Raw genomic sequence first — 26,085 nt, 5'->3', positions numbered from 1 at the left:
GAGCTGGGGAGTTGTCACCGAGAGTCGGGTCCTAAGACAAAAGGTCCGGTCCGAAGTACGCGACAACGGGAATCAACGACGCTACCGAAAGCACGATTGCGATGATGGCTTTTCGTTTGCCTTTAGGCGAGTCAGTGTTGAGTGACGCGATGGCGATGAAGGCAAAGAATGGTGCGAGAAAAAGCGCTGCAAAACTCAGCCCGATCAAGGTGAATATGCCGAGGAAGCCGAAGAAGTAGGACGCGGCATCATCGCCGCCCGATGCGGCGCTGTCTGCAAAAATCAAGGAGAGTAACCCCAGCGGCCACCCACCCAGAAGGATAGCGGAGCCCCTCAGCGCGAGGTTCTCGTTAAGAAATCCTTTGACGTCGCGGCGTGAGGGAAGTTCCGTTTCCTGGGACTCTGGGGGTGCGTCGGGGTCGTTGGGAAGGTGTGGGTCGATGGAGGGGTGGTCCATGGCGCTGTCCTTCTTTGAGGTCGTTATCGCCTGCTGGGGTGGTGGCGATGTGAAGCGCAGTTTAGCAGCGGTTGCTGTTGCTGGGGCGAGTGATAGGAGTCGTGTTAAATGTGTGGCATAAGAGTTGAATGTTTCGCGTGTTGCTTCAGTGGTTAGTGTTAAAGAGGAGGTAGTGTGGCGCGCATGAGCCATGCACGTCGCCTTGTTACCGCCGCCGTTACCGCAGTAGCGGCCGTTGCTTTATCCGTTTCCACTGCTGTTGCCATCCCGTCCTACGCGCCTTCCGGTGTGGATGTCTCCGGCAATAACCACATGTCCCTGCGCGGAATCGATTGGGATGCCGTGAAGTCCGATGGCCAGTCCTATGCCTTTGTTAAGGCCACAGAAGGTATCGGGTTTGTAAATTCCCACTTCGTGCGTGACGCCAACGCCGCAGCTGCTGCTGGGCTCAAGGTTGGCGCATACCACTATGCCCGCCCGGCAGGGGATGCCAAGCAGCAGGCGGCCAGCTTTGCCTCCCAGATCGCGCTGGTCCCGACGCAGACCCTTCCGCCGGTGCTCGACATCGAGGTGGACGAGGGGTTGAATGCCGACCAGCTTGCTGAGTGGATTGATACCTTCATGACGGAGGTAAGGTCCCTGACAGGCCGCACGCCGATGCTGTACACCTACAAGTACTTCTGGATGGGCCAGATGGGTAACACCACGCGCTTCTCCGAGTACCCGTTGTGGTTGGCGGCCTACCAGGACACCGCGCCAGACCCGGTCGGCGGCTGGGACAAGCTGGCCTTCTGGCAGCGCTCGGGTTCTGGGCGAGTGGCCGGCATTGAGACGGACGTTGACCTGAACCTCTTTAACGGTACTGAGGCTCAGCTGCATTCCTTCTCCGGTGGCAATTACATTGACTTTGGTGGCATCTTGGATGACCTGGTCATTCCGGGGGTGGACCTTGGTGATGACGCCGGCGTACTGATTGCCGGAATCCTGGCGCTGGCAGCAGGTGCGGCGGCCGTTCCTGCCGTGGCCGATGCCGCGAAGGATGCGGGTCTAGACGTGGATCCGACCGGGCTTGTGAAGCAGGCAGAGAAGCTGCTCAACACTGGCGCTATTAGCACCGACGACCTCAAGGACCTGGCACACAACGACGCTACCGTCGGCGACCTGGCAATCTTCTTGGATAACGCGCAGCACCTGCAGGACTTTGATGCCAACAACGTCAGCGAGCAGGACGTAGAGTATGCCAGCCGTGCCGCCCGCAGTGTTGGTCACGCCGCGGGTGTGGACATCCCGGCATTTGATTCCAAGCAGGTGGCGGACCTGCTCAAGAGCCTCCGCTAAGTCTCTTTAGGGCTTGAGTGTCCTTAACTCTCCGCGCCCTCCGGGGCGTCGTGATGTGGGCTCGCGCCGGTAAAGAAGCGGCGGGTCCAGGATTCGTCGCGGAAGTGTGCGGGCACCGCACCAGAGAGTAGCGGCTTGGCTAGGGCGGCGGCTTCGGGGGAGCCGTCGGCAGGTAGCTCGGTATCTGAGCCGATGAGAATGATGTTGCCGTAGCGCCGGCCCTTAAGCATGGGAGGGTCGGCGATAACCGCGAGGTGAGCAAAGGCCTCCGCCATTCCGGCTAGCTCCGCCTTCGCGCCTTGGAGATCGGAGTGGTCGCCGCAGTTAGCCACGTAGAGGCCACCGGGGCTTAGCGTGGCATGGGCGTGCTGGAAGAACTCCGTGGTGGTTAGCGGTTCTGGCGTGACGGCACCGGCGAAAACATCGCGGATGATGACGTCAAAGCGGTACGGCGGGAACCCTTCGGTGACGGCCCGTGCCTCGCCGGCGCGGATTTTCACACGGGGCGCAGAGGGGATATCGGCCAGCTCACGGATGAGCTCGGCCAGCTTGGCGTCGAGCTCGACCACCGTGTTGTGGGAATCCGGCCAGAGGTCAGCGAAGTAGCGGGGGAGAGAACAGCCACCGCCGCCCAAGTGGAGTAGGCGTTTGCCGGGCGCGAGATTCTCCACCGCGGCAGCGATCCAGCGCATGTACTCGAACTCCAGGGTGCGTGGCTCATCGGGGATGAGGTGGGAGGAGGGCACACCGTTGATATTGAGGATGAAGGCGCCGTCGCGGAAAGGATCCGGCTCGACGACGAGCTCGCCGGTGGATATCTCATAGGTTCCTGCGATGGAGTTGGTGGTGTTGCGCTTTCTGCCCATAGTGCCTTTTAGCTTAGGGAATAGGCTGCGTGGTTTGCGTGTTGGGGTATGAGGTACACCGCGACTAGCCTTGGTGGACAACCAAGCAACGAGAAGGGGAGAGCATGCGAGTATTGGTAGCCATGTCCGGCGGCGTCGATTCCTCCGTGGCGGCCGCACGCGCAGTGGAGGCGGGCCACGACGTCATTGGCGTGCATCTGGCCCTGCACAAGGATGCGCAGCAGACCCGTGAGAAGGCACGCGGATGCTGTTCCCTAGAGGATTCCGCCGATGCCCGTCGTGTGTGCGACAAGCTCGGCATTCCCTTCTATGTGTGGGACTTCTCCGAGGAGTTTAAGGAAGCCGTCATCGGGGATTTCGTGGACTCCTACGCCCGCGGCGAAACCCCGAATCCGTGCTTGCGCTGCAATGAGAAGATTAAGTTCGCAGCGCTGCTGCGCAAGGGCATGGCGCTGGGCTTTGACGCAGTCGCCACGGGCCACTATGCCACCATCGACTCCGATGGCTACATGCGCCGCTCCCTGGATGAGAACAAGGACCAGTCCTATGTGCTGGGCGTTATCACCAAGGAGGAGCTGGAACACTGCTTCTTCCCGATTGGCGATACCCCGAAGCCGCAGATTCGCGAGGAAGCGAAGCGCTACGGATTCTCTACTGCGTCCAAGCCTGATTCTTATGACATTTGCTTCATCCCAGACGGCAATACCCAGGCTTTCCTGGGCCGTTCCATCGGGCTGCGTCCGGGGATGATCGTGGATACCGAGGGCAATGAGCTCAAGGAACACGACGGCGCATGGAACTACACCATCGGTCAGCGCAAGGGCTTGGACATTAAGACGCCGACTGCCGACGGCTCCCCGCGCTACGTCACCGACATCGACGCGGCCACCGGCACCGTGACCGTCGGATCGCGCGCAGACCTGGCCGTGACCCGCATTGAGGCCGACCGCCTGAAGTACTTGCACCCGGCGATGAATGGTGACTTCGACTGCGAGGTGCAGGTGCGTGCCCACGGTTCTGTCGTGCCCTGCCGCGCTCAAGTTGACCGCGAGGGCGACCGGATGACACTAGAGCTGACCGAACCACTGTCCGGTGTAGCCCGCGGCCAGGCCGCGGTGCTCTACTTGCCGAGCCCGGATGAACTGGGAGATATCGTGCTCGGTTCCGGCACCATTTGCGGGACTGGGTAGTTTTAGCGAAGGACGCAGTCAGCAATGAGGCGGTCGAGGGCTCGAATATCGACCTTGGGGCCGACGTTGATTTTGATGTGGCCAGCACGCGTCCACAATTCGAGCTCGGCGTTGACATCTAGAAGCTTTCCAGCGTTTTCTGTCGACCACATATTAATCGCAGAATATGGGAGCGAATAGACTTCTACCTTTTTGCCTGTAAGTCCTTGGGAATCCCGGACGATCAGGCGATGAGTGGTGAAGACTGCTGCATCCCGGACCGTTTTGAAAGCACAGACTGGTTTCTCGTTCGCAGTCAGAAGAGCTGGTATATCTTCAGGTATCTCGCACGGGGAGTAAAAGGTCCATCCAGTAAATTGTTCCAAAGGCATGAAAAGTCCTTTCTGTGTGACGATTGCCTTCCTGAAGGTGGGATTATAGGGGAAACGTAGGAGGAGATGAGATGACGGGATTCGCACTGGGGCCTATGCCCGGTACCTCCATGGCGGAGGCCGCGGACATCATCATGGGGGAGACCGAGCTTCCCGCCATCCCGCAGCTGCCCGAGCGTGGGTTGGGCTCTGATCCGGTGGGCCGCACGGCCAGCATGCTGGAGGCTATTTCCATTGACCGCGGCCCGCGTGCGTGGCGCATGACGGCGCGCCCGCAGCTTCTCACGCGCCGCACGTGGGACCGCTTGGAGCGCGACCTCGACGAGGTCCAAGAGGTCTGGGGTGAGACTGTTCCCCAGGTTAAGGTGCAGGCACTTGGCCCCTGGTCGCTCGCGGCGAGCATTGAGCTTTCCGACGGCCACCGTGTCCTCACCGATCGCGGCGCCTTCAACGAGCTGGCCGAGTCTCTGCTTCATGGTGTCCACACCCACGCCGCGGATGTCGCGCGCCGCTTCCACGGGGAGGTCGTCGTCCAACTCGACGAGCCCCTGCTTGCCGACGTTGTGGCCGGGCGCATTCCTGGCACCACCGACTTCGACACCATTCCCGCCGACCCCGATGAGGTCGCGCTCGACCTCCTGCAGTCCTTCGAAGCGGATTACCTGCACGCCCCGCCGCTGTGGTCAGTGGCACCTGCAGCTACCACTTTCCTCACGGATTTCCGTGGTCTAGAGACCCCGCGTCACCTTGACGGTTTGGGAGAGCACTTAAGCGCTGTCCACCGCATCGGTCTAGGCATGAAGGGTTCCGATGCCCGTGCGGAGGCCATCGAGCTGGCCCGCCACCTCGATCGCATCGGCATGCCACGCGAGCTGCTCGTCGATCATTTCGACGTCTACCCGGTCAAGGCTTCCGCTAGAACCCTGCGCTCGGTATCCGAGACCGCCGATATTCTTATTCGCGACGCCGGTGACCTTTAACCCTGCTTCTAATCGACTCGTCCCAGGCTGTCGGTAGAGGTGAAGTAGGCCTCCATATACGGGATGACGAATTGGAGCTGGCCGTGGGCGGTGGGTTCGATCAGGTCGGCGTCGATAAGCCTTTGGCGTGTGGCAGACAGCGAGCGCACCGTCCGATCCTGGTGCGCGGCGATGTTCTTGATTTCCGCCGTGCCGTCCTCCATGACCGCGCTCATCGCTTCGAGGAAGAGACGCTGCGCCGGCGGGAGCGCCAGAGTAGCGGGCTGGTGGACCTGGGCGCCTAGAACCGAGATCGCCTCGGCTGATACTGCTGCGACGTCGCGTTCCTCGATGCGACTGCCACCCTCTCGTTGCGCTTTACCCCAGGCTAGTGAGCCCACCAGCTGCACAAGGTAGGGGTAACCGCGGGACAGCCGAACCGCGGCCGCTACGGCGTCGTCGGTAAACTCCAGTCCGGACTGTGCTGCCGTCTGTGTAAAAGCTACCTCGGCATTCGCGGGGGAGAGCGGTCCCAGAACAAATTTCTGTGCGCGGCGCAGGAAGGTCACGCCAGGCAAGTCCAGCAGGCGGTTAACGCCCTGCGGCAGACCAGCGGCAACAATGGCGACGTCGAGCTCATCGCGCACGAGGTCCTGGTAGGTCACGGCCAGGGAAGTGAGGTGGTCTGCGTCCGCATCCTGTACCTCGTCGATGGTGAGCAGTGCGCCTGTGCCTTTGAGTAGCGCTAAAAGCTCGCGCAGGCGAGTGTTGAGCGTGGGTTTAAAGGCCTCTTCCGTGTTGTGCTGAATGCCGATGGTTGCCAGACCGCCAACACCGACGCGGTTGACCTTGTGCTTGTCTGCCGGGGCTAGCTTGTCCATGATGCGCGGGATGGTGGTGTCCACGAGTTCTTCCACCATGGAGCTGCGCCCCGAGGCCCGAAGCGTGATCCACCCGCGGCTAGAGGCGATATCTTCCAGCTCGTTGAGGAGCACCGTCTTACCGATTCCGCGGGCGCCGCTAATGATGAGCGAGCGGCCTGGGCTGCCTGGTTGGGAGTCAAGCGCAGCCCGGAAAGTGTCGAGCACTGCTGTGCGGCCGACCCAAAAGAGTGGTGGAACGCCGAACGTGGGGCGAAAAGGATTCTCGTGCGGGGACATGGTCACCATCGTAGCGCAATGGGAGATTTGGGAGACTTTTCAAAGTGTGGAGATTTGGGAGACTTTTGTCTCCCAAGTGGATTTAGGCGTCCCGCACCGCTCGAATAGCACCGACGACGTCGAAATCACCGTCAATAGCAATAGGCTCTCGATGGGTGAGCTCAGTGATCTTTTCCTGAACACTTCGACGCTGTGAGAAATCAGGGCGTGAAGCTGTGGTTGTCAGGAGATCGCGTAGGTAGTCTTCCAAGGAAGCTCCGGCAGCGTCAGCGCGCTTCTGAAGGGTGGCAATTACGGTGGGGGTGACGTCATGGATGTGAACGGTGTGGCGAGCGGGAGTTGTCATAGCGTCAGTGTACGGGGTCTTAGCTTCTCGGCGTGGGCTTCGCGCCTGCCGCCCGCCAAGCCACCGCGCCAGCGTACACAGCGCATGCGGCGACGATGCCATACCACCAGGCGAAGTGGAGGCCTGAATTCCAGGGTAGGGTATATCCGATAAAGACTAGGACGAGGGCCGTAATTGCTACAGAAATGGCGCGATAGACCGTCTTTCCTGAGGTGGTGAATGCCTTCCATGCGGACCATAAAAGAGCGGCAATGATAACAATCATGCTGATGGTGAGGAACACGGTTTCTCCTTAAGATGCGAGCTCGTCGAATAGTGCTTGGGCTAGGTCTTCGGTTCCGACGGGGGAATCGTTGTTAGCGAAGGCAGCGCGTTTGGTGTCCGGATCGATGATGAGCATTGTGGAATAGCCATAGGTGCCGCCGTTGTGCCAGAAACCTGGGCCGTCTTCGTTAGGAACCCAGCCGTACTCTGTATCGCCGTTATCCATAAACCACTCGGCGAACTTGGTCATGTCACTTGCCGTGGAGCGGATGGCGCCCGCGGGTGCGGAGCCTTCCATCTCCCAGGGCTCGGCGTGGTGGCCGGTGTTGGTAAGTCCTTGTGGGGCGTCGCCGGGCACGGAGCCTGGCGTCATGAGGTAGGTTTCGGTCATTTCTGCAGGCTCGAAGATGCGTTCTTTGAGCATCTGCTCATAAGGCTGCCCGGCAACGGTCTCCACTACGTGGCCCAGGAGCCCATAGCCAAGATTGGAATAGGATTCTTCGCCGCGGTTCTTCAGCTCGGCGTTCGTGGCGGCAGCCATGATGTCCTCTACGGTCTCGCCTTCATAGGGGTTCGAACCGGTGACACCCGAGGCGAGACTGCTGAGGAGGTCCGTGCTCGCCAGTCGCGGTAGACCCGAGGTGTGGTCGAGCAGTTCCCTCACGGTGACGTCAGCGACGGGCGCATCGCCGACGTCGAGGACTTCGCCCACAGTGGTATCAGGGTTCAACTTTCCTTCGTCGACGAGCTGGCGGGCCAGTTCGCCGGTGAACATCTTGGTCACGGAGCCGATTTCGACCTCTGTGTGCTCGTCGCTGCCCAGTCCCGCGAAGGTGGCCTTGCCGTCCTGGAGGGTAAACGCGGTGAGGTTGTGGAAACCAGACTCGGAGTGCTTTTCCAGCTGGGTTGCTAGGGCTTCGTCGCCAGTTTTGTCTTGTGCCAGAGCAATTCTTTGTGGTCCTACAACGAGGAGGACGGCGGCAACAGCAATGAAGGTGATGATAGCTAGGGCAATCTTGGATGCGACACGGTTGTTCATTAGTGGTCCTCACTTGCAGTGATGATGGTGAGAAGGGGGATAACTCGGGCGGGGCGGATGGCATATTCGCCGCCGGACTTGGTGGTCCAACCGGTGTGGGTGAGTGCGCTTAAGTGGTGATAGGCGGTGCCGGTGGAGGAGACGATGTTTTCTTCGACAAGCTCAGCGGCAGTTGCGGGTGCGGCGAGCAGGCGGCGAAGGATCTCACCGCGGATGGGGTGTGCAAGGGCGGAAAGGCGTTCGAGGTTGTCTGTCCACTCTTCGTCGCTGACGAAGTGAGTGGGGCGTTGCCATTGGTAGGCATAAGTGCGCTTGCCGACGTTGATGTTTCCTCCGAAGATGACGGAGCCATCGGGAAGCTGATCGTTGGGCGCGAGGGCGTCAACGAGCCAGTAGGCCGAATCTTCTGTGGTTGGTTGGGTGGCGGCCGGTGAAACGGGGTCGGTGTTTTCGGCGCTGGCGCGTCCCTCAAGCGCGGCGACGCGCGCTTCAAGTTCGGCAAGGCGTGCTTCGACTGTTGTTTCCATGTTTTCTAGAATGCCAGAACTCTAGAAAACTGGCAAGGGTTAATGGGAAAAGGGGCCCTGGAGTTAAGAGATCATCGGCCACGCGGTGGAGACATCCGAGGCATCGCGCCCGCGGCCCTCCAGGTACTTCTTGAAGGATTCGCGGTCCTTGTACCACTCCACGGCCTGATACTCCATGAGCTCGTTGGTATCCATCTGGGCTAGCTCGGGGAAGTGTTGACGCACCTGCTTCCAAGCCACGCGGGCGGCCGCAAGGGCGTCGGCAGTCGCCTCATGCGCGTTGCTCAACTCCACGCCGTAGTGTGCGGACACCTCTCCCAAGGTGCGCTTGCCTTTGCGCCACTTGTCTTTGACGCGGTCGATGACGAAAGGATCGAACACCGGACCGTTCACCGTGAAGTCCCCGGTCAACGCGCGTAGCACGGATAGGTCGTAGGCGGCGTTGTAGACAATGAGGGTCAGACCATCGTCCCAGGCCTGATAGATGGAGTTGACCGTCTCCTTGAGTACGTCCTCATGCGGTCGGCCCTCGGCACGAGCCTTCTCCGTGGTGATGCCGTGAACCTTAGCGGCTTCCTCCGGGATCTCCACGCCTGGGTCAGCGAGCATCTCCTGGCTATTCACGTCGCGCCCATCGATGCGCACCAAGGCAGAGGTGACGATGCGGGCTTCTTTAGGGTTCACGGAGGTGGTCTCGAGGTCGAAGGAGAGCATGCGGGTGGCGTCGAAGTTCATGGACAACACTCTAGCGCCCGGCTCGGACACACACCGTGAAAGTGTTGCAGAATGACGGACGAACTACTGCAGAATGACGGACGAAGTCTTGCAGAATGACCAACCGCAGGTCACAGGCATGTCCGTGGGCCCCGCTACACTGGTTAACCGTGAGTGATGCAGTAGATATCCAACGCGAATGGTCCGAGCTTGCCCAGGAAGTGCGCAAGCACCGCGAGCTGTACTACAACGGTGAGCCGGCGATTCCGGACGCGGACTTTGACGCACTCTTTCAGCGTTTGCTGGCGCTGGAAGCAGAGCACCCGGAGCTTCAGACCCCGGATTCGCCTACCCAGCAGGTGGGCGCCGCCCCGGAAGGCGCTGTCGACATCGAGCACCTTGAGCGCCTGTACAGCTTGGACAACGTCTTTAGTGCTGATGAGTTGCAAGACTGGCTGGACCGGACTCCTGCGGAGGCCTACCTCACCGAGCTGAAGATTGACGGCTTGTCTATCGATTTGGTCTACCGTGACGGCAAGCTCGCCACGGCCGCCACTCGAGGTGATGGTCGCGTCGGCGAGGACATCACTGCCAATGCGCGCGTCATTCCTGATATCCCGCAGGAGCTGACCGGAACGGAAGAATACCCGGTGCCGTCATTGGTGGAGGTCCGCGGCGAGGTGTACATGCGCCCAGATGAGTTTGAGGAGATCAACTCTGCGCGTCGTGAAGCCGGCAAACCTACGTTTGCCAACCCGCGTAATGCAGCCGCGGGTGGACTGCGCATGAAAGACCCGGAGGACGTCAAGAAGCGCCGCCTCCACATGGTCTGCCACGGCATTGGCGCGCGTGAGGGGTTCCAGCCCACCTCGCAGCATGACGCCTACCGTGCTCTCGAAGCTTGGGGATTCCCAGTCTCGCCGTACACAAAGCGCGTAAACACGGCTAAGGAAGTCCAGGAGCAGGTCGCTCACTGGGCGGAGCACCGGCACGATGCCTACTTCGAAATGGATGGCCTCGTGGTCAAGGTCGATGACCTGGCCAGCCAGCGTGCGCTGGGAGCAACCTCACGCGCGCCGCGGTGGGCTATCGCCTACAAGTACCCGCCGGAAGAGGTTACAACGAAGCTCCTCAACATTGAGGTGGGAGTCGGCCGCACGGGCCGCGTGACGCCTTTTGCGATTATGGAGCCGGTGTTTGTCTCAGGCTCGACAGTTTCCATGGCTACCTTGCACAACCAGTTCGAAGTCAAGAACAAGAATGTGCTCATTGGGGACACCATCATCATTCGCAAGGCCGGAGAGATTATCCCGGAGGTCCTTGGTCCGGTGCTGGACAAGCGCGATGGTAGTGAGACCGAGTGGATTTTCCCAGAGAACTGTCCTGCCTGTGGCACGAAGCTCGCTCCGCAGAAGGAAGGCGACCAGGACTGGCGCTGCCCGAATACACGCAGCTGTCCCGCGCAGCTCGCAGCGCGCCTTGAGTACTTGGCTTCTCGCAAGGCGCTCGACATTGGTGAGCTAGGGGAAAAGGCCGCGGCAGATCTCATTGCTTCCGGCGTGCTCAAGGACGAGGCGGATCTTTTTGACCTCGATGAGGAAGCGCTGCTCAAGTCTTCTATGTACACGACGAAGAGCGGCAAGCTTAATGCCTCCGGCAAGAAGCTGTTGGAGAACCTCAAGACTGCGCGTGAGACTGACTTTTGGCGCGTGCTCGTGGCGTTGTCCATCCGCCATGTAGGCCCCATCGCGGCACGAGCACTCGCTACGCGTTTCGGATCGATGGAGGCGCTGCGTGAAGCCTCAGTTGAGGAGCTTGCCGATACCGACGGAGTTGGCGGCATCATTGCAGAATCCTTCAAGGCTTGGTTCGAGGTGGACTGGCACGACAACATCGTCCAGAAATGGAGCGCAGCGGGCGTAACGATGGCGGATGAAGTCAGTGACAAACCCGAACAAACCCTGGAGGGCCTCACCGTCGTGGTCACCGGGACTCTAGAAAACTTCACCCGTGATTCTGCCAAGGAAGCCATCATTACCCGTGGCGGCAAGGCCTCTGGGTCAGTATCAAAGAAAACCAACTACGTCGTCGTGGGCGAGAATGCTGGCTCCAAAGAACAAAAGGCTCGTGACCTGGGATTGACCATCCTCGATGAGGCCGGCTTCGAGCGCCTGTTGGAGACCGGAGAGGCATGAAGCTAGCTGCCTGTGACCTTGACGGCACCATCTACTTCGACGGGCACATGCCGGAAGATGTTCCCGCAGCCATTGCAGAATGGCGAGCTGCGGGCAACCTTGCCGTAGTGGCCACAGGCAAATCTCCCTATGCGATGCGGCGGGCGCTGGAGCCTTTCGACATCGATTTCGACTACTACCTCTTGTGCAACGGCACGGTCATCCTCGACGGTGAACAGCGGCTGCTCTATGAAAACCACGTCCCGCCGGAGGCTGTGCGTGCCGTCTACGAGTATGTGCGTGACATTCCTGACTTAGACCTTTACTGCACGCGTCTCGACGGTCCCGACGGACACCTTGTGCGAAACGTCAATGGAGTACACAACCCCATCATCACGGACCCGGTTCCGGTTCCATCTATTGCGATTGAGCAGGAAGTCTTTCCCCTTGTTGCGGCGTGGACGCCGGGGAACACAGACCTACAACATGACATTGCGTCGTGGGTAACGGAACGGTTCGACGTTGGTACAGCACTGAATCGCAACTTCTTCGACATCACTCCGCCCGGGCATGACAAGGGCTTTGCCTTGACATGGTTGATGGATTACCTCGCACTTGACCGAGCGGAAACAGAGGTCATCACATTGGGCGATGGTCACAATGACCTGCCCATGCATGCGCTTGCCGACGTCCCCCTCACCTTCCCCTGGGCACATTCCACCGTCCGCGAGGCCTGTCATGTAATCGTAGACTCCGCCGTGGAGGGGCTACTAAGGTATTCATCATGAAGATCGCGGCTCTGGATATGGACGGCACTGTCTACGTCGATGAGAACATCACGGAGTCGGTCAAGGAAGCGATTGCCACGTGGCGCGCGTCCGGCAATCTCGCTGTTTCCGCCACCGGTAAGTCCATTGCTAACGCCCGCGGTACGCTCGAGCCCTTTGGTGTGGAGCTGGATTACCACGTGCTGTACAACGGCACGGTTCTCACTGAGGGGGATTACACGGTCCTGCACGAAGAGCACCTCGCTGCTGACACTGTCATAGCCATCGCAGAACGTTTTACCGGCAGGGCTCTCAATATCTACACCACCGGCTTGACTGGGGCTGACCAAATTGTGTGGGACGGCCTGTCTGGCCGCGAGTCATCGATGGTGACAGGGGCGCAGGTGGCGGACCTGGAGGTCGCCGCCAAGCGCGACACCACACTGATGTCCTTGTGGATTCCTGGTGATGCCGCGCTGCGACAGGAGGTGGACGAGTGGGTTCGTGCGAATTGTGACGTCGAGTCATCTTTCAACTGCGACTTCTACGACATTATGCCGCCAGGCCATAACAAGGGGGAAGGCTTGACGCGGCTTCTGAGCAGCCTTGGCTATGAGGAATCCGAGCTCTACACCTTCGGCGATAGCTTCAACGATCTCTCCATGCATGCCGTGGCCACAGAGTCCTTTAGCTTCCCGCACGGAGAAATTAGCGGACACGTCGACCACATTGTGCCGGACGTCGCCGCGGGGTTGAATGGCCTCCTAGCACGCTCCTAGCTCAGGTGCTCCTAGCTTAGGAAAGCGCCCAAAATAGCGCCCAAGTCACCGAGATGTTCGACTTCTGATGCGAGGTAGTCCGGACCGCCCACGCGGCCCATCACCACAACGTACTTGGTGCCGACGAGGGGAGCGGCGGCTAGTGCAGAATCGAGCAGCGCCCATGACTCTGGAATCCACGTGTCTTTCTCCGGATGGAGGATGCGGGCGGAGTCGATGCTGAGATCGGTTGGGATCGTGCCATCGTCGGCAGGCGCGGCGTCGGAGGACGCAATCCGCTTGATGGGGTCTTCATTAGTGATTACGACGGCCCACGTTGATGTCAGCGCCTTGGGGATTGCCGCGCAGACTTCCTCCATTGCGGCTTTGACATTGCGGCGCGAGGCCACGGTGGCGAGCAAACGGATCTGGCCTCGGCGATCGACGCGCCCGCTAAATGGGCGGATAGAATCAATCTCCACGCCGTCTACTGTCTGCGCAGCAGTAATAATCTCATCAGCCATGGTGGTCTTCGGCAGATCTAGGACAATGTCATCCATAACGGTGCCGTCGGGGAAGTTCTCCACGATGTCCACAGAGCGAATATCGGCCTCAATCTCTCCGAGGGCATTGGCTAAAAGGCCTAGGCTGCCAGGGGTATCGGGGAGAAGGACACGGACGAGGTACGACATATGTTTCTTTCTCTGGGCAGGTTTGTGAAGGAGAATTAATAGGTTAACCTAACGTGATCTATGGTACACAAGCGTCCGAATAGTATTCAATAACCTTGGTGGTGTACATGCGCCCGGAGTGGTGGTGGCGACGGCGAACGCGTGCAGTACCATGGGTGCTTAGCTATTAACCGTCTCGATGAATAAAAGGATGGAGTTCGCGTGTCTGATATTTCGCGTGACGAGGTCGCGCACCTGGCAAAGCTGTCGCGACTGGCCCTGAGCGAGGAAGAACTGAAGCAGTTCGCTGCACAGATCGACGAAATCGTGGACTCGGTGTCCGCGGTTGGCAAGGTCAAGGCTGAAGGTGTGGAGCCGATGTCACACCCGCACTCCGTACATGCTCCAATGCGTGAGGACGTTATCGTGCGCACCCTCACCGCCGAGCAAGCACTGGACCAGGCGCCGGCATCTGAAGATGACCGCTTCATGGTTCCGCAGATTCTGGGTGGAGGAGACGAATAAGATGGCACAGTTTATTGCGCCCACTGAGGGCCTTACTTCTCTGACCGCTGCTGAGCTGGCGCAGAAGATCCACTCTCGCGAGCTGACCTCCCGTGAGGTTACCCAGGCTTTCCTGGATCGTATTGCAGAAACCAACGATGAGCTCAACGCGTTCCTGCACGTCGGTGCCGAGGAAGCACTGGCGGCTGCCGACGCCGTCGATAAATCCCTCGACGCTGGCGAAGCGCCCGCTTCCGCCTTGGCGGGCGTGCCGCTGGCGCTCAAGGATCTTCTCGTCACGACGGACGCTCCGACGACCGCTGCCTCCAAGATGCTGGAAGGCTGGGTCTCGCCTTACGACGCCACCCTGGTAACCAAGCTGCGCGAGGCAGGTATCCCGATCCTGGGCAAGACCAACCTCGACGAGTTTGCCATGGGCTCCTCGAATGAGAACTCCGCTTACGGCCCAGCTCACAACCCCTACGACACTGAGCGCACCCCGGGCGGCTCCGGCGGTGGCACCGCTGCGGCACTTGCCTCGGGCCAGGCCCCGCTGGGCATCGGTACTGACACTGGTGGCTCGATCCGCCAGCCCGCTGCACTGACCAACACCGTGGGCGTGAAGCCGACCTACGGCACCGTGTCCCGCTACGGCCTTATCGCTGCTGCTAGTTCTCTGGATCAGGCTGGCCCGACGGCTCGTACGGTCCTCGACACTGCGCTGCTGCACGAAATCATCGCCGGCCACGATTCCTTCGATGCGACCTCTGTGGACAAGCCGGTCGCTCCGGCCGTTGAGGCCGCTAAGGAAGGCGCAAACGGCGACCTCTCTGGTGTGAAGGTCGGACTCATCAAGCAGTTTGAGCGTGACGGCTGGCAGCCGGGTGTGATGGAGGCCTACCATGCCGCCGTTGAGCAGTTGAAGTCCCAGGGTGCTGAAATCGTTGAGGTTGACTGCCCGCACTTCGATGACGCTCTCGCTGCTTACTACCTCATCATGCCGTGTGAAGTCTCTTCCAACCTGGCCCGCTTTGATGGCATGCGTTATGGCCTCCGCGTGGGCGATGACGGCACGCACTCTGCTGAGGAGGTCATGTCGCTGTCTCGCGCGGAGGGCTTTGGACCTGAGGTCAAGCGCCGCATCATGTTGGGTACGTATGCGCTGTCTGTTGGCTACTACGACGCCTACTACTTGCAGGCACAGCGCGTGCGCACCCTCATCGCTCAGGACTTTGAGCGTGCTTTCGAACAAGTTGATGTTCTTGTTTCCCCAACCACCCCAACCACGGCCTTCAAGCTGGGGGAGAAGGTTGAGGATCCGATGGAGATGTACAACTTCGACCTCTGCACCCTGCCACTGAACCTTGCTGGCGTGTGTGGCATGTCCGTACCGTCTGGTTTGGCATCCGACACCAACCTGCCGACCGGCCTGCAGATCATGGCCCCCGCCTTCCAGGACGACCGCCTGTACAAGGTAGGCGCTGCCTACGAAGCCGGCCGTAAGTAACGCACTCCAAACTACGCCGAGCATCTCCTAACAGCCGCCAGACCTACCTCTGGCGGCTTTCGCTTTACCTACGGCCTCCTTCACTTCGGAACCGAGCGCATTTCACCCGACGCATCGCCTCGTCGTTTCACACGACGGGACCATTTTTGAGGTTTGGGCTTTTGAGCGAGTTTTTGGTTTGTCTTCGTCGTTTCATTCGACGACCGAGGTTGTGCGGGGGTGAGTTATGGGTTCGTCGTTTGATTCGACGGCCGGGGGTTTAGAAGGGGATGTCGTCGGTGGTGTCGGTGTTTTCGCCGGTTTGGGCCGCGGTTTCGGCTTCTGCTGTTTTGGTTTCTTTTGTTTGGGTTTGTTGTTGGTGGTAGTCGTCGAGGGCTTGTTTGAGTCTTTGGGCTTGTTCTCTTATGCGTGTGCGGGTGGTGGTGATGTGTTGGCCTACTGTTTGGGCCCAGCGTTTTTGTTTAGGTGCTAGTGGGGTTGCCCGCAAATCGTGGACACGTAGTGGAGCTACCTAGTGGTTAGGCAGCTATTTCTTTTCTACTGGTGGTTGGACCAATGTGGTTTTCGAAGTCGACGGGGCTGACCATTCCGAGTGCAGAGTGCCGGCGCCGGCGGTTGTAGACGACTTCCATCCAGTAGGCAACGGCCTTGCGTGCAGCATCACGGGTAGGCCATCGCTGCCGGTCGTAGAATTCAGTCTTTAGCGTCGACCAGAACGACTCGGCCATCGCGTTATCGAAGCACACACCAGTACGCCCCACAGACTGAGCAATGCCCAGTCTGCTGCACACCTTCCAGAGTTTCTCGCTGGTGAATTGGGTTCCGCGGTCAGCGTGAAACACCAGCCCATCAGGAACATCACCGCGTAGCGTGTGCGCCATCCGCAGGGCCCGTTCGACCAGGTATGTGTCTTGAACGCTATCCATAGCCCAACCCAGTACCCTGCGGGAATGGTCATCGCGGGCTGCACATAAGTACAACCAGCCTTCAGCAGTGCGCAGGTAGGTAATATCTGACATCCACACCTGTATCAAACATGCGCTTGACCAGGTCATCAAGCGTGGACTTACGCTTAGCTTGAATGGTTGTCACCGGGACAAAGGCCCGCGGTGAAATCCCTTCAATGCCCATCATTCGCATCCGCTTAGCCACAGTCTTGCGATTCAATGTGATCTGGTAGCGCTCGGTAAGTTCTGCGGTGATCCGCGGAGCACCATAAACCTCATCGGAGTCTTTCCAAATCCGGTGAATCTTGCAATCAACATTATCGTAAAATGCTGCCCGATCATCTTCGCCGGATAGTCGCTTCTGCTGCGTATGGGCCCATTTGTAGTATCCAGACCGAGACACTTTTAATAGTCGTGCCATGCGCTTGATGCTGTAGTTTGCCTTGCTCTGGCTGCATTAGTTCGAACTTTTCTGCTCGCGTTGCCTCAACGCGAAGAAGGCTGTCGCTTTTGACAAAAACTCGTTATCCATCTTGGCTTCAGCCAGCTCACGGCGCAGACGAGCATTCTCAGCACGAAGATCAGCCTCACTCATCCCATCCGAGGCTCCTCGGCGTTCACGCTCGAGTTTGACCCACCGGCCTAAAAGCCCGGCGGAAACACCAATCTCCTTAGCTACATGAGCGATCGGGCGCTCTGACTCGATTACCAGGTTCGCAGCTTCACGCCGGTACTCCGGCGTGTACTTCTTGCGCTGTTGACTCACAATGAACATCCTCTCCTACGGACACAAGATCCGTACAAATAGGGTGTCCACTAAACGAGGGTAACCTCACTAGGGGTCCTTCTGGTTCGGTGATGCACCAGGTGCCGTTTTGAAATAGCCAGATGATATCCCCGCTATTTGGGTCCAGAAGGTAGTGAAGAGTGCCATCAGTTTTCATGTTGTGATGCTTCTGGCACAAACACGCCAAGTTACTGGGGTGAGTGGCACCACCATCGGCATAGTTGTGCCGGTGGTCAAGCTGAGTGTGGTGGGCTGGTTCAGTGCATCCGTTGATGCGGCAGGTGCCGTCTCTGCCTTCGACTTCTTTGCGCATTCCCACACCAGGGCGATAAGAATCAGTTTCCTCACTAGGTTTTGTCAGGTCGCGTTTCTTATCGTGTGGCATGGGGGTGGCTTTCCACCCAAAGCCCTCAACATAGGTTGGTGCGTTGTCAACATCGCAGGCTCTATAAGTATTGAGGATAACGGTTGCCGGTGGGGTGATTTCACCGCTGAGAAGTTTCTTTACGGCCTCGGTAAGGCTTAGGCCTTCGTGGGCGGCGGTTTTGCGGATGAAGGCATCGAGTTTGATGCCGGTGTTCTCATCGACTCTAAGTTCAAGCCACGTTGTAGTGCCGTTGGAGTAGAACGTGTAGGTGTCTTTCGGGCGGGTGTCCCGATAGGCGATGGTGTCATCGAGTGCTTTGCATAAGTCGCGGACTTTGCGGCGAATTTGGGCGCGGGTAGGAAAGGCCTGGTTGGGTTTGGTGGGGGTGAAATAGTCTGCCAGCATGCCATCAATGAGCGCCAGTGTGGCAGTAGTAGGCCCGGCAAGGGCTGACATGGGTTGGTCAATAGCGATAAGGGATTCGATATCAAGCACATAGTGCTCTTCTTGCAAGGCCTTGACTTTCGGCAGGGTATCCAGGCGGTGGAGGGCTCTGAGTCCTGCTTTGATGTGTCCTTCGGTTAGTGCCCAGGTGTTGACGAGGCTGAGTGCTGTGGTGTCGATATCGTCTTCAAGTTGGGGTTTGCCACTAAGCCAGGCCTGGTAGGTGGCTTTTCTGGCAATGCTGCGGGCAACAGCGTGTGGGTTATGAGGGTTGGTAATACTAAAGAAGGCGTCCGGCAGGATGGTGGTGGTGGTGCTCATTGGCGTATCCCCGAAAATGATCTAGTTAGAAGAAGTGTTCTAAGCCCAATCCTAGTGTCAACGCATTTCGAGGTCTATAGCCTGCGGGGATAAACTTCACAAATCAAGAAGCATGGGGGTGTCAAGCGGTGCTTTAGGTTGTGTGTTCGACTCTTGCCGAGCTGGGGATATAGGTTCTACTCATGCACCACAACGGGGGTAGATGCCGGACTGGCTGAGGGGGCTTACTCCCTTGCTTAGGATTGGCCAGTGTCTTGTGGCCTAAACGGGGGTGGGGACTAAAAAATAATTTTTTGAGTACTTTCCATTTGCGTAGATGTGTATTAGAGTGAACTTAGTGATTGCATCTGCTGGGTGCGGATCACACTGTGAGAGAGACAAATAAAACGCCCGCGAGCACCATTCCCTAAATGGGTGCACGCTGGGCGTTTTATTGGGTGTGGTCTTAGTGGGCGTCGGAAAACGCGTAGGCGGCACCGGCACTCGCGGCGGTGACAGCGAGGACAGAAGGCCAGGCGCCGATCTTCTTGGCCAAGGGGTGTGAAAGGCCGAACGCACCTGCGTACAGTGCGGTCAATCCCGCAGTGGTCGCTGGGTTCGTCTTACTCCACCAGCTGCGGCCAGCCCATGCACCCGCGGCGGCGAGGACAACGCCACCGAGCGGGCGAATTCCAGTTTCCCTGGCGGTAAGCCATCCGCCGATGAGTCCCAGAGCTACGGTAGTGGCAGTTGAAACGTCCTGTGGTTTCTTAATGTCAATCATTCCCATGCCGCCCAGTGTAGGCCGGTGTCCGTGGCGGTGGCTAGACTTCGCTGCATGACTGAACCCGTTGCGCTTCCACCTGAAAGCCAAGCTTGGCGTGCTATGGCCGCGCTGTCTTTGGGATTTTTTATTTCTCTGTTGGACCAGACAATGATTGCCGTTGCGCTTCCCGACGTCCTCCGGGAGTTCAACGCTGGAGTCAATCAGGTGCTGTGGGTGTCTGCTATCTACTTGCTGGCTGTTGTAGTGCCCTTGCTGTTTACCGGCAGGCTCGGGGATATTTACGGACAAAAACGTATGTTCCAGCTCGGCGTAGGTCTCTTTGGCATCGGAGCTCTCCTGTGCGCGCTAGCGCCTAACGTGGAGTTTCTCATTGCTGCTCGCGCGGTTCAGGGCTTCGGGGCTTCCATTCAGATGCCGCAAACTATGGCGGTGATTAATCGGGTCTTTGCCCGTGAGCGGCGCGGTCGTGCGCTGGGAGTCTGGGGCATTGTGGGTTCGGTAGCGTCCTTGGCAGGACCTCTGTTGGGTGGATTCGTTGTTGCGGTCTTTGGCTGGCAGGCAGTCTTCTGGGTTCACGTCCCCTTCGTTATCGCGGCTATTCTTCTTGCAGCGCTGTGGGTACCGTCCCTGCCAACGACGGCAAGGAAGATTGATTACGTTTCAGTGGCGGCGTCATTTGTTGCGCTGAGCTGTCTTGTCTTTGCCGTCCAACAGGGCCCAGAGACAGGCTGGCCGTGGTGGATCTGGGTGCTCCTTGGCGTAGGTCTCGTCGGAATCGCGTTCTTCGTCCGACTGCAAAAGCGCAGCCGCGAACCACTGATTCCACTCGAGCTCTTCGCAGACCGTAACTATTCCGCGGGCTCGGTCGCAATCGTGGCGATGGGATTTATGGCAGCGTCGATGATGATTCCCATCATGATGTGGCTGCAGGGCTCGCAAGGGCTATCCGCACGGGATGCGGGCCTCGTGGTGACACCTATGGCGCTAGTGTCGTTGTGCGTATCACCCCTGGCAGGGATCCTTGCGGACAAGCTGGATCCACGTCGACTGGCAGCTACCGGCTTTGGAATTCTTATCGCGACATTTTTCGCCTTGTGGTTTCTCATGCGTGCTGATGTCACTCCGTGGTGGTTGGCCCTTCCATGCGCGGCGTTGGGGGCAGGGCAGTCCTTTATTTGGGGCTCTAATGCAGCCACTACCATGCGAGACATCGAGCCACAGCTCATGGGAGCAGCATCGGGCGTGTACAACACGTCGCGTCAAGTAGGCTCCGTCATTGGCGTCGCGGCGGTCTCAGCCGTGATGCAGGTGGCCGGCGCTGCGAATTCCCTCATCATCATTGTGATGATGCTGGCAGTAGGGTGGGGCGCGTCACTCTTCTTCCGAGACACCCTGCATGCGGTTACGGAACCTGCACAGCTATAGGGAAGGGGGTAGATTGGGACTCATGCGTCTTGCTGTACTGACATCCGGTGGTGATTGCCCCGGTCTAAATGCTGTTATCCGCGCGGTCGTTCGCACCGCATCTAACGAATTTGGCGATACGGTCGTCGGCTACGAGGACGGCTGGGTTGGTCTCATGGAGGACCGTCGTCGTGACCTTTATGATGATGCAGAGATTGACCGCATTCTTCTACGCGGTGGCACCATCCTCGGTACGGGCCGCCTGCACCCAGACAAGTTCAAGGCGGGTCTGGATACCATCAAGGCAAATATGGCCGACGCCGAAGTTGACGCGCTCATCGCCATCGGCGGTGAGGGAACCCTCAAGGGCGCCAAGTGGCTTTCTGACAACGGCATACCGGTCGTTGGCGTGCCGAAGACTATTGACAACGATGTCAACGCTACGGACTATACCTTCGGCTTCGACACCGCGGTCTCCGTAGCAACCGACGCCATCGATCGTCTTCACACTACGGCGGAGTCCCACGACCGTATTCTCATCGTTGAGGTCATGGGCCGTCACGTGGGCTGGATTGCGCTGCATGCAGGTATGGCCGGCGGTGCACACTACACGGTGATTCCTGAGGTGCCGTTTGATATTGCCGATATCACTAAGGCCATGGAACGCCGTTTCCAGATGGGGGAGAAGTACGGCATCGTCTGCGTCGCAGAAGGTGCCCTTCCCAAGGAAGGCACGATGGACTTCGAAGAGGGCGGTGTGGACCAGTTTGGTCACCAGACCTTCAACGGTATTGGCCAAGTCATCGGCGATGAGATTAAGAAGCGCACGGGCTATGACGTGCGTACCACGGTCCTTGGCCACATCCAGCGCGGTGGTACGCCGACAGCCTATGACCGCGTCCTCGCTACCCGCTACGGCACCCACGCTGCACGCGCGGCTCACAACGGCAAGTCTGGAATGTGTGTGGCCCTGCACGGAGAGAATATTGATTTGGTGCCGCTCGAAGAGGCCGTCGGCAAGCTCAAGGTGGTCCCAGAAAAGCGCTACGCCAACGCGCAGGCCCTGTTCGGTTAAAGGACGCGTAGAACCACGTTTTAAAGGAAGTAATGACGAGCGTCCTCGCTTATTTTGCTGATCAACCCGTCCTGTTGGTCTTTCTGCTCATTGGTGTCGGTATGGCCCTCGGCGGCATCAAGACCAAGGGCATCAGCCTCGGCGCGGCAGCCGTGCTCTTTTTGGGCATCGCCTTTTCGGCAACGGCCTCGGCAGCTGGAGTGGAAGCATCGGTGCCGCCGATTCTGGGCATGTTCGGCCTCGTGTTGTTTGCCTTCGGAATTGGTAACAATTCCGGAGTGTCCTTCTTCAAATCCCTGAAGACGGCCACGGGGCCAGTGTTGTCCATGATTGCCGTGTTCCTCGTCGCTGCAATCGCCGCGTGGGGCTTGGGAACATTCGTCTTTGAGCTTCCCCTCGCCACGATTGCTGGCACGTTTGCCGGTGCCGTGACGAATACCCCGGCACTGGCAGCGGCGTCGGAAGCCACGGGCGATCCTGGTGCTGCGACCGTGGGTTATGCGGTTTCCTACCTTTTTGGTGTCATCGGCATGCTGGTGGCGACAGTCGTCGTGCTTCGGGATGCCGGCAATGACGACGACACCCTTTCACCGGTGACCCGCCAGCACATGCAGCTGCAGCGTGAAACGTCGATCGCCGAAATTGCGGACATTGGCAATGGGGAAATCCAGGTCACTCGTCTGCGTCGCGTCGGCAGCAATGACATTGTTATCCCCAAGTACTTTGATGTACTGCATCCAGGAGACGTCGTGACGCTGGTGGGCGCACCGGAGGACCTTGACAACATTATTGAGCGCTCCGGACGTGAGTCCCCACAGATTCTCAACGACGACCGCCATGACCTTGATTTCCGCCGCATCACCATTTCTGAGCACAATCTAGCCGGACAGACCATCGCGGAACTCAATAACCAACTTTCTGATAGATGGGGAGCACGCATCTCCCGTGTCCGCCGAGCAGACAATGACCAGGTAGCTATCCCCGAGCACATCGTGGAACTGGGCGACCGCGTGCGTGTGGTCGGCCGCCAGAGTGCTATGCGGGAAATTTCTAAGTTTCTAGGTGATTCTTCCCAGGGATTGACCGACATCAACCCTGTTTCCCTTGGCTTGGGCCTTGCTTTGGGTATTTTTCTGGGCCACATCGACATTCCGATTCCGGGCGGATCTTCTTTCAATCTGGGTGCTGCGGCAGGAGTGCTCATCGTGGCACTTGTGATGGCGCGCATCGGACGCATTGGTAGCACGGTGACCGCTTTGCCGCACTCCGCAAACACCATCTTGGCGGAGCTGGGATTATTGCTCTTCTTGGCTCAGGCAGGCACGAATGCCGGTAGCGAGATTGCCAGCGCCTTTACCAGCGGTTCATGGTGGAAGATTCTTCTGCTCGGCGTTATTGTCACCAGCATTGTGGCGACAGGGTATGCCTTTGTCCTGCGGAGGTTCTTGCACGTTGGAGCCACCAAGACTGCCGGCGCACTGGCAGGTGCGCAAACGCAGCCGGCAGTGCTGGCCTTTGTCAACAATCGCACCAATACTGACCAGCGCGTAGCACTGGGCTACGCCATGGTGTACCCGGCGGCAATGATTGCCAAGATTCTCGTCACGCATGGCCTCACCGTCTTGGGCTAGCCGGTTGCGCATGGAGTCGCGTTGACATACTAAGATGGCACGCATGACTGCTGCGATGTATGACCTGATGGACTATGACGAGGTCCTAGAAAAGTTCGAACCCGTTATGGGCATGGAAGTCCACGTGGAGCTCAACACGGAGACCAAGATGTTCTCCACCTCGCCCACGAACTTCAACGCAGCCCCCAACTCCAACGTTGACCCGGTGTCCCTGGGCCTGCCCGGTGCCCTTCCTGTGGTCAACTCCAAAGGCGTGGAAGGCGCTATCAAGATTGGCCTCGCGCTGAACTGCTCCATCGCGGAGTCATCGCGCTTTGCCCGCAAGAACTACTTCTACCCGGACCAGCCGAAGAACTACCAGATTTCCCAGTACGATGAGCCCATCGCGTACGACGGTTACTTGGACGTTGTCTTGGACGACGGCACTGAGTGGCGCGTAGAGATTGAGCGCGCCCACATGGAGGAAGACACCGGCAAGCTCACCCACCTGGGCGGAGCGGATGGTCGCATCCACGGTGCCACCTCTTCGCTGGTGGATTGCAACCGTGCGGGTATTCCTCTCATTGAGATCGTGACGAAGCCGATTATCGGCGCGGGCGGGCGCGCTCCAGAGGTAGCCCGCGCTTATGTGTCCGCATTGCGCGAGCTCGTAGCGGCCTTGGGCGTGTCCGATGCCCGCATGGACCAGGGATCGATGCGCGTGGACTCCAACGTGTCGCTGCGCCCGGTGGGTCAAGAGGAGTTCGGTACCCGCACCGAAACCAAGAACATCAACTCGCTGCGCTCGGTAGAGCAGGCGGTTCGTTTCGAGATGCAGCGCCAGGCGCAGGTGCTTGTCGACGGCGGAGAGATCGTCCAGGAAACACGCCACTACCAGGAAACGGACGGCTCCACGTCGAAGGGCCGCCCGAAAGAGACGGCGGAAGATTACCGTTACTTCAATGATCCTGACCTGCCGCCGGTCATCGTGTCCCGCGAGTGGGTTGAGGAGATCCGCCAGACCCTGCCGGAGATGCCGTGGATTCGCCGCGCTCGTATCCAGGAAGAGTGGGGGCTCAAGGATGAGGAAATGCGTGACCTGGTCAACGCAGGCGCACTTGACCTCATCATCGAAACCGTGGAAGCCGGCACCTCTCCGGATGAGGCGCGCTCCTGGTGGGTTTCTTACCTCACCGGTAAGGCCAACGAGGCAGGCGTAGACCTTACCGCACTCAACATCACCCCAGCCCAGGTTGCCCGCGTGGTCGAGCTGGTCAAGGAAGGCAAGCTCACCACCAAGCTGGCCCGCCAAGCGGTCGACGGTGTACTGGAAGGTGAGGGTGACGTCGATGAGGTCGTCGCCAAGCGTGGCCTTGAAGTCGTGCGCGATGATGGTGCCATTGAAAAGGCCGTCGATGAGGCGCTGGCTGCCAATCCCGACATCGTGGAGAAGTACAAGGCCGGCAACAAGAAGGTCACCGGTGCTATCGTCGGCGCCGTCATGAAGGCTACCCAGGGCAAGGCGGACCCGGGTCAGGTCAACCAGCTCATCGCTAAGAAACTCTCCTAGTTGGTAAAAATTTCCATTATGCGAGGTCAGGCGCCTGCGGGGTACCGTGGGCGCCATGACTACTAGAGCGAAAGCACTGCAGAAAACCGGCCCAAACGAACCCTACAAGGTCGTAACGATTGAGCGCCGCGACCCGCGCGCCGATGACGTCGTCATCGACATTAAGGCAGCCGGTATCTGCCACTCGGATATTCACACCATCCGCAACGAGTGGGGCGAGGCGCACTTTCCCCTCACCGTTGGCCATGAGATTGCCGGCGTGGTGTCCGCCGTGGGGGAGAACGTCACCAAATTCCAGGTCGGTGACCGCGTTGGTGTCGGCTGTATGGTCAATTCCTGCGGCGAGTGCGAGCAGTGCCAGGCCGGGATGGAGCAAAACTGCTTAAACGGCAACGTCGGCACGTATAACTCTCAGGACGTCGACGGCACGATTACGCAGGGCGGCTACGCCGAGAAGGTCGTCGTAAACGAGAACTTCGTCCTCCGCATCCCAGATTCCCTTGACTTTGATGTAGCGGCGCCGCTGCTGTGCGCTGGTATCACCACCTACTCGCCGCTGGCTCGCTGGGACGTCAAGGAAGGCCAGAAGGTCGCCATCGTCGGACTTGGTGGACTGGGTCACATGGGCGTGCAGATCGCTGCCGCGAAGGGCGCGGATGTCACCGTGATCTCCCGTACCACGCGCAAGGCTGAGGATGCCAAGAAGCTAGGGGCTACCCGCCTTCTAGCAACCACGGAGGAAGAGGACTTCTTTAGGAACCACCGCGGCGAGTTTGACCTCATCCTGTCCACCATCTCCGCTGAGTATGACCTGGAGGACTACTTGCGTCTGCTCAAGCCGCGCGGCATCATGTCCGTCGTCGGCCTGCCTCCGGAAGCACTCTCTTTGCGCATTAACCGTCTCGTCGGCGGCGGCAAGGTGCTCACCGGCAACAACATCGGTGGAATTGCAGAAACCCAGGAAATGCTGGACTTCTGCGCGGAGCATAACCTCGGCGCAGTCATCGAGAAGGTCAGCGTCGATGAGGTGGACGCCGCCTATGACCGCGTCGTGGCCGGTGACGTCAAGTTCCGCTTCGTCATTGATACTGCGACGTTTGCGGAACACCAAGGATAGAAGGGCTTTGTGACCTAGAACGGAGATAGCGGTGATATTGCTCATTGGTGAAAGTAATTTGGAGT

At 59.0% G+C, this 26,085-nt stretch carries 25 protein-coding genes and 1 pseudogene; 13 read left to right on the top strand and 13 right to left on the bottom strand.

Going from position 1 to position 26,085, the window contains the following annotated elements; translation table 11 throughout:
• Nucleotides 1-31 precede the first annotated feature (31 nt).
• A complete protein-coding gene (locus I6J72_RS05820) occupies nt 32-457 on the bottom strand; it encodes a hypothetical protein (RefSeq protein WP_204100275.1) in 426 nt (141 codons plus the stop codon).
• Nucleotides 458-640: 183 nt separating this feature from the next.
• Between I6J72_RS05820 and I6J72_RS05815 the strand changes: the two genes are divergently transcribed.
• The gene (locus tag I6J72_RS05815; protein ID WP_204100274.1) at nt 641-1,795 is read left to right on the top strand and encodes a glycoside hydrolase family 25 protein; all 1,155 of its coding nucleotides are present in this window, start codon (nt 641-643) and stop codon (nt 1,793-1,795) included.
• A 23-nt stretch (nt 1,796-1,818) separates the two neighbouring features.
• Here I6J72_RS05815 and I6J72_RS05810 read toward each other — a convergent pair whose 3' ends face one another.
• Nucleotides 1,819-2,661: a spermidine synthase gene (locus I6J72_RS05810; RefSeq protein ID WP_204100273.1), complete on the bottom strand. Its 843-nt coding sequence runs from the start codon at nt 2,659-2,661 to the stop codon at nt 1,819-1,821.
• A gap of 104 nt (nt 2,662-2,765) precedes the next feature.
• On the opposite strand from I6J72_RS05810, the gene mnmA reads away from it, so the two are divergent.
• Complete coding sequence (gene mnmA / locus I6J72_RS05805) at nt 2,766-3,851, top strand: tRNA 2-thiouridine(34) synthase MnmA (protein ID WP_204100272.1); 1,086 nt, start codon at nt 2,766-2,768, stop codon at nt 3,849-3,851.
• A 2-nt stretch (nt 3,852-3,853) separates the two neighbouring features.
• On the opposite strand, the gene I6J72_RS05800 is transcribed toward mnmA, so the two are convergent.
• Nucleotides 3,854-4,222, bottom strand: a complete 369-nt coding sequence (locus I6J72_RS05800; RefSeq protein ID WP_115021755.1) for a PH domain-containing protein — start codon at nt 4,220-4,222, stop codon at nt 3,854-3,856.
• A 71-nt stretch (nt 4,223-4,293) separates the two neighbouring features.
• Here I6J72_RS05800 and I6J72_RS05795 point away from each other — a divergent pair, with 71 nt between their 5' ends.
• A complete protein-coding gene (locus I6J72_RS05795; protein WP_204100271.1) occupies nt 4,294-5,202 on the top strand; it encodes a methionine synthase in 909 nt (302 codons plus the stop codon).
• Between the two features lie 8 nt (nt 5,203-5,210).
• Here I6J72_RS05795 and I6J72_RS05790 read toward each other — a convergent pair whose 3' ends face one another.
• The 6 genes from I6J72_RS05790 to I6J72_RS05765 all read right to left on the bottom strand — a co-directional run bounded on the left by I6J72_RS05790 (nt 5,211) and on the right by I6J72_RS05765 (nt 9,252).
• On the bottom strand, nt 5,211-6,341 hold the full coding sequence (locus I6J72_RS05790; protein WP_370552160.1) for an AAA family ATPase: 1,131 nt from the start codon (nt 6,339-6,341) through the stop codon (nt 5,211-5,213).
• 82 nt (nt 6,342-6,423) lie between these two features.
• The gene (locus tag I6J72_RS05785; RefSeq protein WP_147279327.1) at nt 6,424-6,687 is read right to left on the bottom strand and encodes a hypothetical protein; all 264 of its coding nucleotides are present in this window, start codon (nt 6,685-6,687) and stop codon (nt 6,424-6,426) included.
• A gap of 19 nt (nt 6,688-6,706) precedes the next feature.
• The gene (locus tag I6J72_RS05780; RefSeq protein ID WP_204100269.1) at nt 6,707-6,970 is read right to left on the bottom strand and encodes a hypothetical protein; all 264 of its coding nucleotides are present in this window, start codon (nt 6,968-6,970) and stop codon (nt 6,707-6,709) included.
• Between the two features lie 9 nt (nt 6,971-6,979).
• Nucleotides 6,980-7,990, bottom strand: coding sequence for a serine hydrolase (locus I6J72_RS05775; protein WP_204100268.1), 1,011 nt, complete (start codon nt 7,988-7,990; stop codon nt 6,980-6,982).
• A complete protein-coding gene (locus I6J72_RS05770) occupies nt 7,990-8,517 on the bottom strand; it encodes a helix-turn-helix transcriptional regulator (protein WP_204100267.1) in 528 nt (175 codons plus the stop codon). Before I6J72_RS05770 ends, I6J72_RS05775 begins: the two co-directional genes overlap by 1 nt.
• 63 nt (nt 8,518-8,580) lie before the next feature.
• Nucleotides 8,581-9,252 (bottom strand): 3'-5' exonuclease, encoded by a 672-nt coding sequence (locus I6J72_RS05765; RefSeq protein ID WP_204100266.1) that lies wholly within the window; start codon nt 9,250-9,252, stop codon nt 8,581-8,583.
• Nucleotides 9,253-9,401: 149 nt separating this feature from the next.
• Between I6J72_RS05765 and ligA the strand changes: the two genes are divergently transcribed.
• Genes ligA through I6J72_RS05750 form a run of 3 tightly spaced genes read left to right on the top strand, consistent with a single transcriptional unit; the run spans nt 9,402 to nt 12,951 of the window.
• Nucleotides 9,402-11,426: an NAD-dependent DNA ligase LigA gene (ligA, locus tag I6J72_RS05760; protein ID WP_204100265.1), complete on the top strand. Its 2,025-nt coding sequence runs from the start codon at nt 9,402-9,404 to the stop codon at nt 11,424-11,426.
• Nucleotides 11,423-12,193 carry an HAD family hydrolase gene (locus I6J72_RS05755; RefSeq protein WP_204100264.1) on the top strand — a complete coding sequence of 257 codons (771 nt, stop codon included), beginning with the start codon at nt 11,423-11,425 and terminating at the stop codon, nt 12,191-12,193. Before ligA ends, I6J72_RS05755 begins: the two co-directional genes overlap by 4 nt.
• On the top strand, nt 12,190-12,951 hold the full coding sequence (locus I6J72_RS05750; protein WP_204100263.1) for an HAD family hydrolase: 762 nt from the start codon (nt 12,190-12,192) through the stop codon (nt 12,949-12,951). Before I6J72_RS05755 ends, I6J72_RS05750 begins: the two co-directional genes overlap by 4 nt.
• Before the next feature lie 11 nt (nt 12,952-12,962).
• On the opposite strand, the gene I6J72_RS05745 is transcribed toward I6J72_RS05750, so the two are convergent.
• The gene (locus tag I6J72_RS05745; protein WP_115021766.1) at nt 12,963-13,622 is read right to left on the bottom strand and encodes an amino acid-binding ACT domain protein; all 660 of its coding nucleotides are present in this window, start codon (nt 13,620-13,622) and stop codon (nt 12,963-12,965) included.
• 201 nt (nt 13,623-13,823) lie between these two features.
• Here I6J72_RS05745 and gatC point away from each other — a divergent pair, with 201 nt between their 5' ends.
• On the top strand, nt 13,824-14,126 hold the full coding sequence (gene gatC / locus I6J72_RS05740; RefSeq protein ID WP_115021767.1) for an Asp-tRNA(Asn)/Glu-tRNA(Gln) amidotransferase subunit GatC: 303 nt from the start codon (nt 13,824-13,826) through the stop codon (nt 14,124-14,126).
• Between the two features lies 1 nt (nt 14,127).
• Nucleotides 14,128-15,612, top strand: a complete 1,485-nt coding sequence (gene gatA / locus I6J72_RS05735; protein WP_204100262.1) for an Asp-tRNA(Asn)/Glu-tRNA(Gln) amidotransferase subunit GatA — start codon at nt 14,128-14,130, stop codon at nt 15,610-15,612.
• 518 nt (nt 15,613-16,130) lie between these two features.
• Here the strand turns inward: gatA and I6J72_RS05730 are convergent.
• The 3 genes and pseudogenes from I6J72_RS05730 to I6J72_RS05720 form a co-directional block, all read right to left on the bottom strand.
• Nucleotides 16,131-17,334, bottom strand: a pseudogene (locus tag I6J72_RS05730) (IS3 family transposase).
• Complete coding sequence (locus I6J72_RS05725) at nt 17,282-18,478, bottom strand: HNH endonuclease signature motif containing protein (RefSeq protein ID WP_239107515.1); 1,197 nt, start codon at nt 18,476-18,478, stop codon at nt 17,282-17,284. Before I6J72_RS05725 ends, I6J72_RS05730 begins: the two are co-directional and overlap by 53 nt.
• 445 nt (nt 18,479-18,923) lie before the next feature.
• Nucleotides 18,924-19,247, bottom strand: a complete 324-nt coding sequence (locus tag I6J72_RS05720) for a hypothetical protein (protein ID WP_204100261.1) — start codon at nt 19,245-19,247, stop codon at nt 18,924-18,926.
• A 48-nt stretch (nt 19,248-19,295) separates the two neighbouring features.
• On the opposite strand from I6J72_RS05720, the gene I6J72_RS05715 reads away from it, so the two are divergent.
• The 5 genes from I6J72_RS05715 to I6J72_RS05695 are packed head-to-tail and all read left to right on the top strand — an operon-like array spanning nt 19,296 to nt 26,020.
• Nucleotides 19,296-20,669 carry a DHA2 family efflux MFS transporter permease subunit gene (locus I6J72_RS05715; protein WP_204100260.1) on the top strand — a complete coding sequence of 458 codons (1,374 nt, stop codon included), beginning with the start codon at nt 19,296-19,298 and terminating at the stop codon, nt 20,667-20,669.
• Nucleotides 20,670-20,691: 22 nt separating this feature from the next.
• Nucleotides 20,692-21,723 carry an ATP-dependent 6-phosphofructokinase gene (locus I6J72_RS05710; RefSeq protein ID WP_204100259.1) on the top strand — a complete coding sequence of 344 codons (1,032 nt, stop codon included), beginning with the start codon at nt 20,692-20,694 and terminating at the stop codon, nt 21,721-21,723.
• 32 nt (nt 21,724-21,755) lie between these two features.
• The gene (locus tag I6J72_RS05705; RefSeq protein WP_204100258.1) at nt 21,756-23,354 is read left to right on the top strand and encodes an aspartate:alanine exchanger family transporter; all 1,599 of its coding nucleotides are present in this window, start codon (nt 21,756-21,758) and stop codon (nt 23,352-23,354) included.
• A gap of 43 nt (nt 23,355-23,397) precedes the next feature.
• A complete protein-coding gene (gene gatB / locus I6J72_RS05700) occupies nt 23,398-24,903 on the top strand; it encodes an Asp-tRNA(Asn)/Glu-tRNA(Gln) amidotransferase subunit GatB (RefSeq protein ID WP_204100257.1) in 1,506 nt (501 codons plus the stop codon).
• Nucleotides 24,904-24,958: 55 nt separating this feature from the next.
• Nucleotides 24,959-26,020: an NAD(P)-dependent alcohol dehydrogenase gene (locus I6J72_RS05695; protein WP_204100256.1), complete on the top strand. Its 1,062-nt coding sequence runs from the start codon at nt 24,959-24,961 to the stop codon at nt 26,018-26,020.
• Nucleotides 26,021-26,085 lie beyond the last annotated feature (65 nt).

It is taken from the genome of Corynebacterium sp. FDAARGOS 1242, from assembly GCF_016889985.1.
Taxonomy (GTDB): Bacteria; Actinomycetota; Actinomycetes; order Mycobacteriales; family Mycobacteriaceae; genus Corynebacterium; species Corynebacterium minutissimum_B.
Note: the sequence above shows the minus strand (reverse complement) of the source record. Positions and strands in the feature narration are given on the sequence as shown.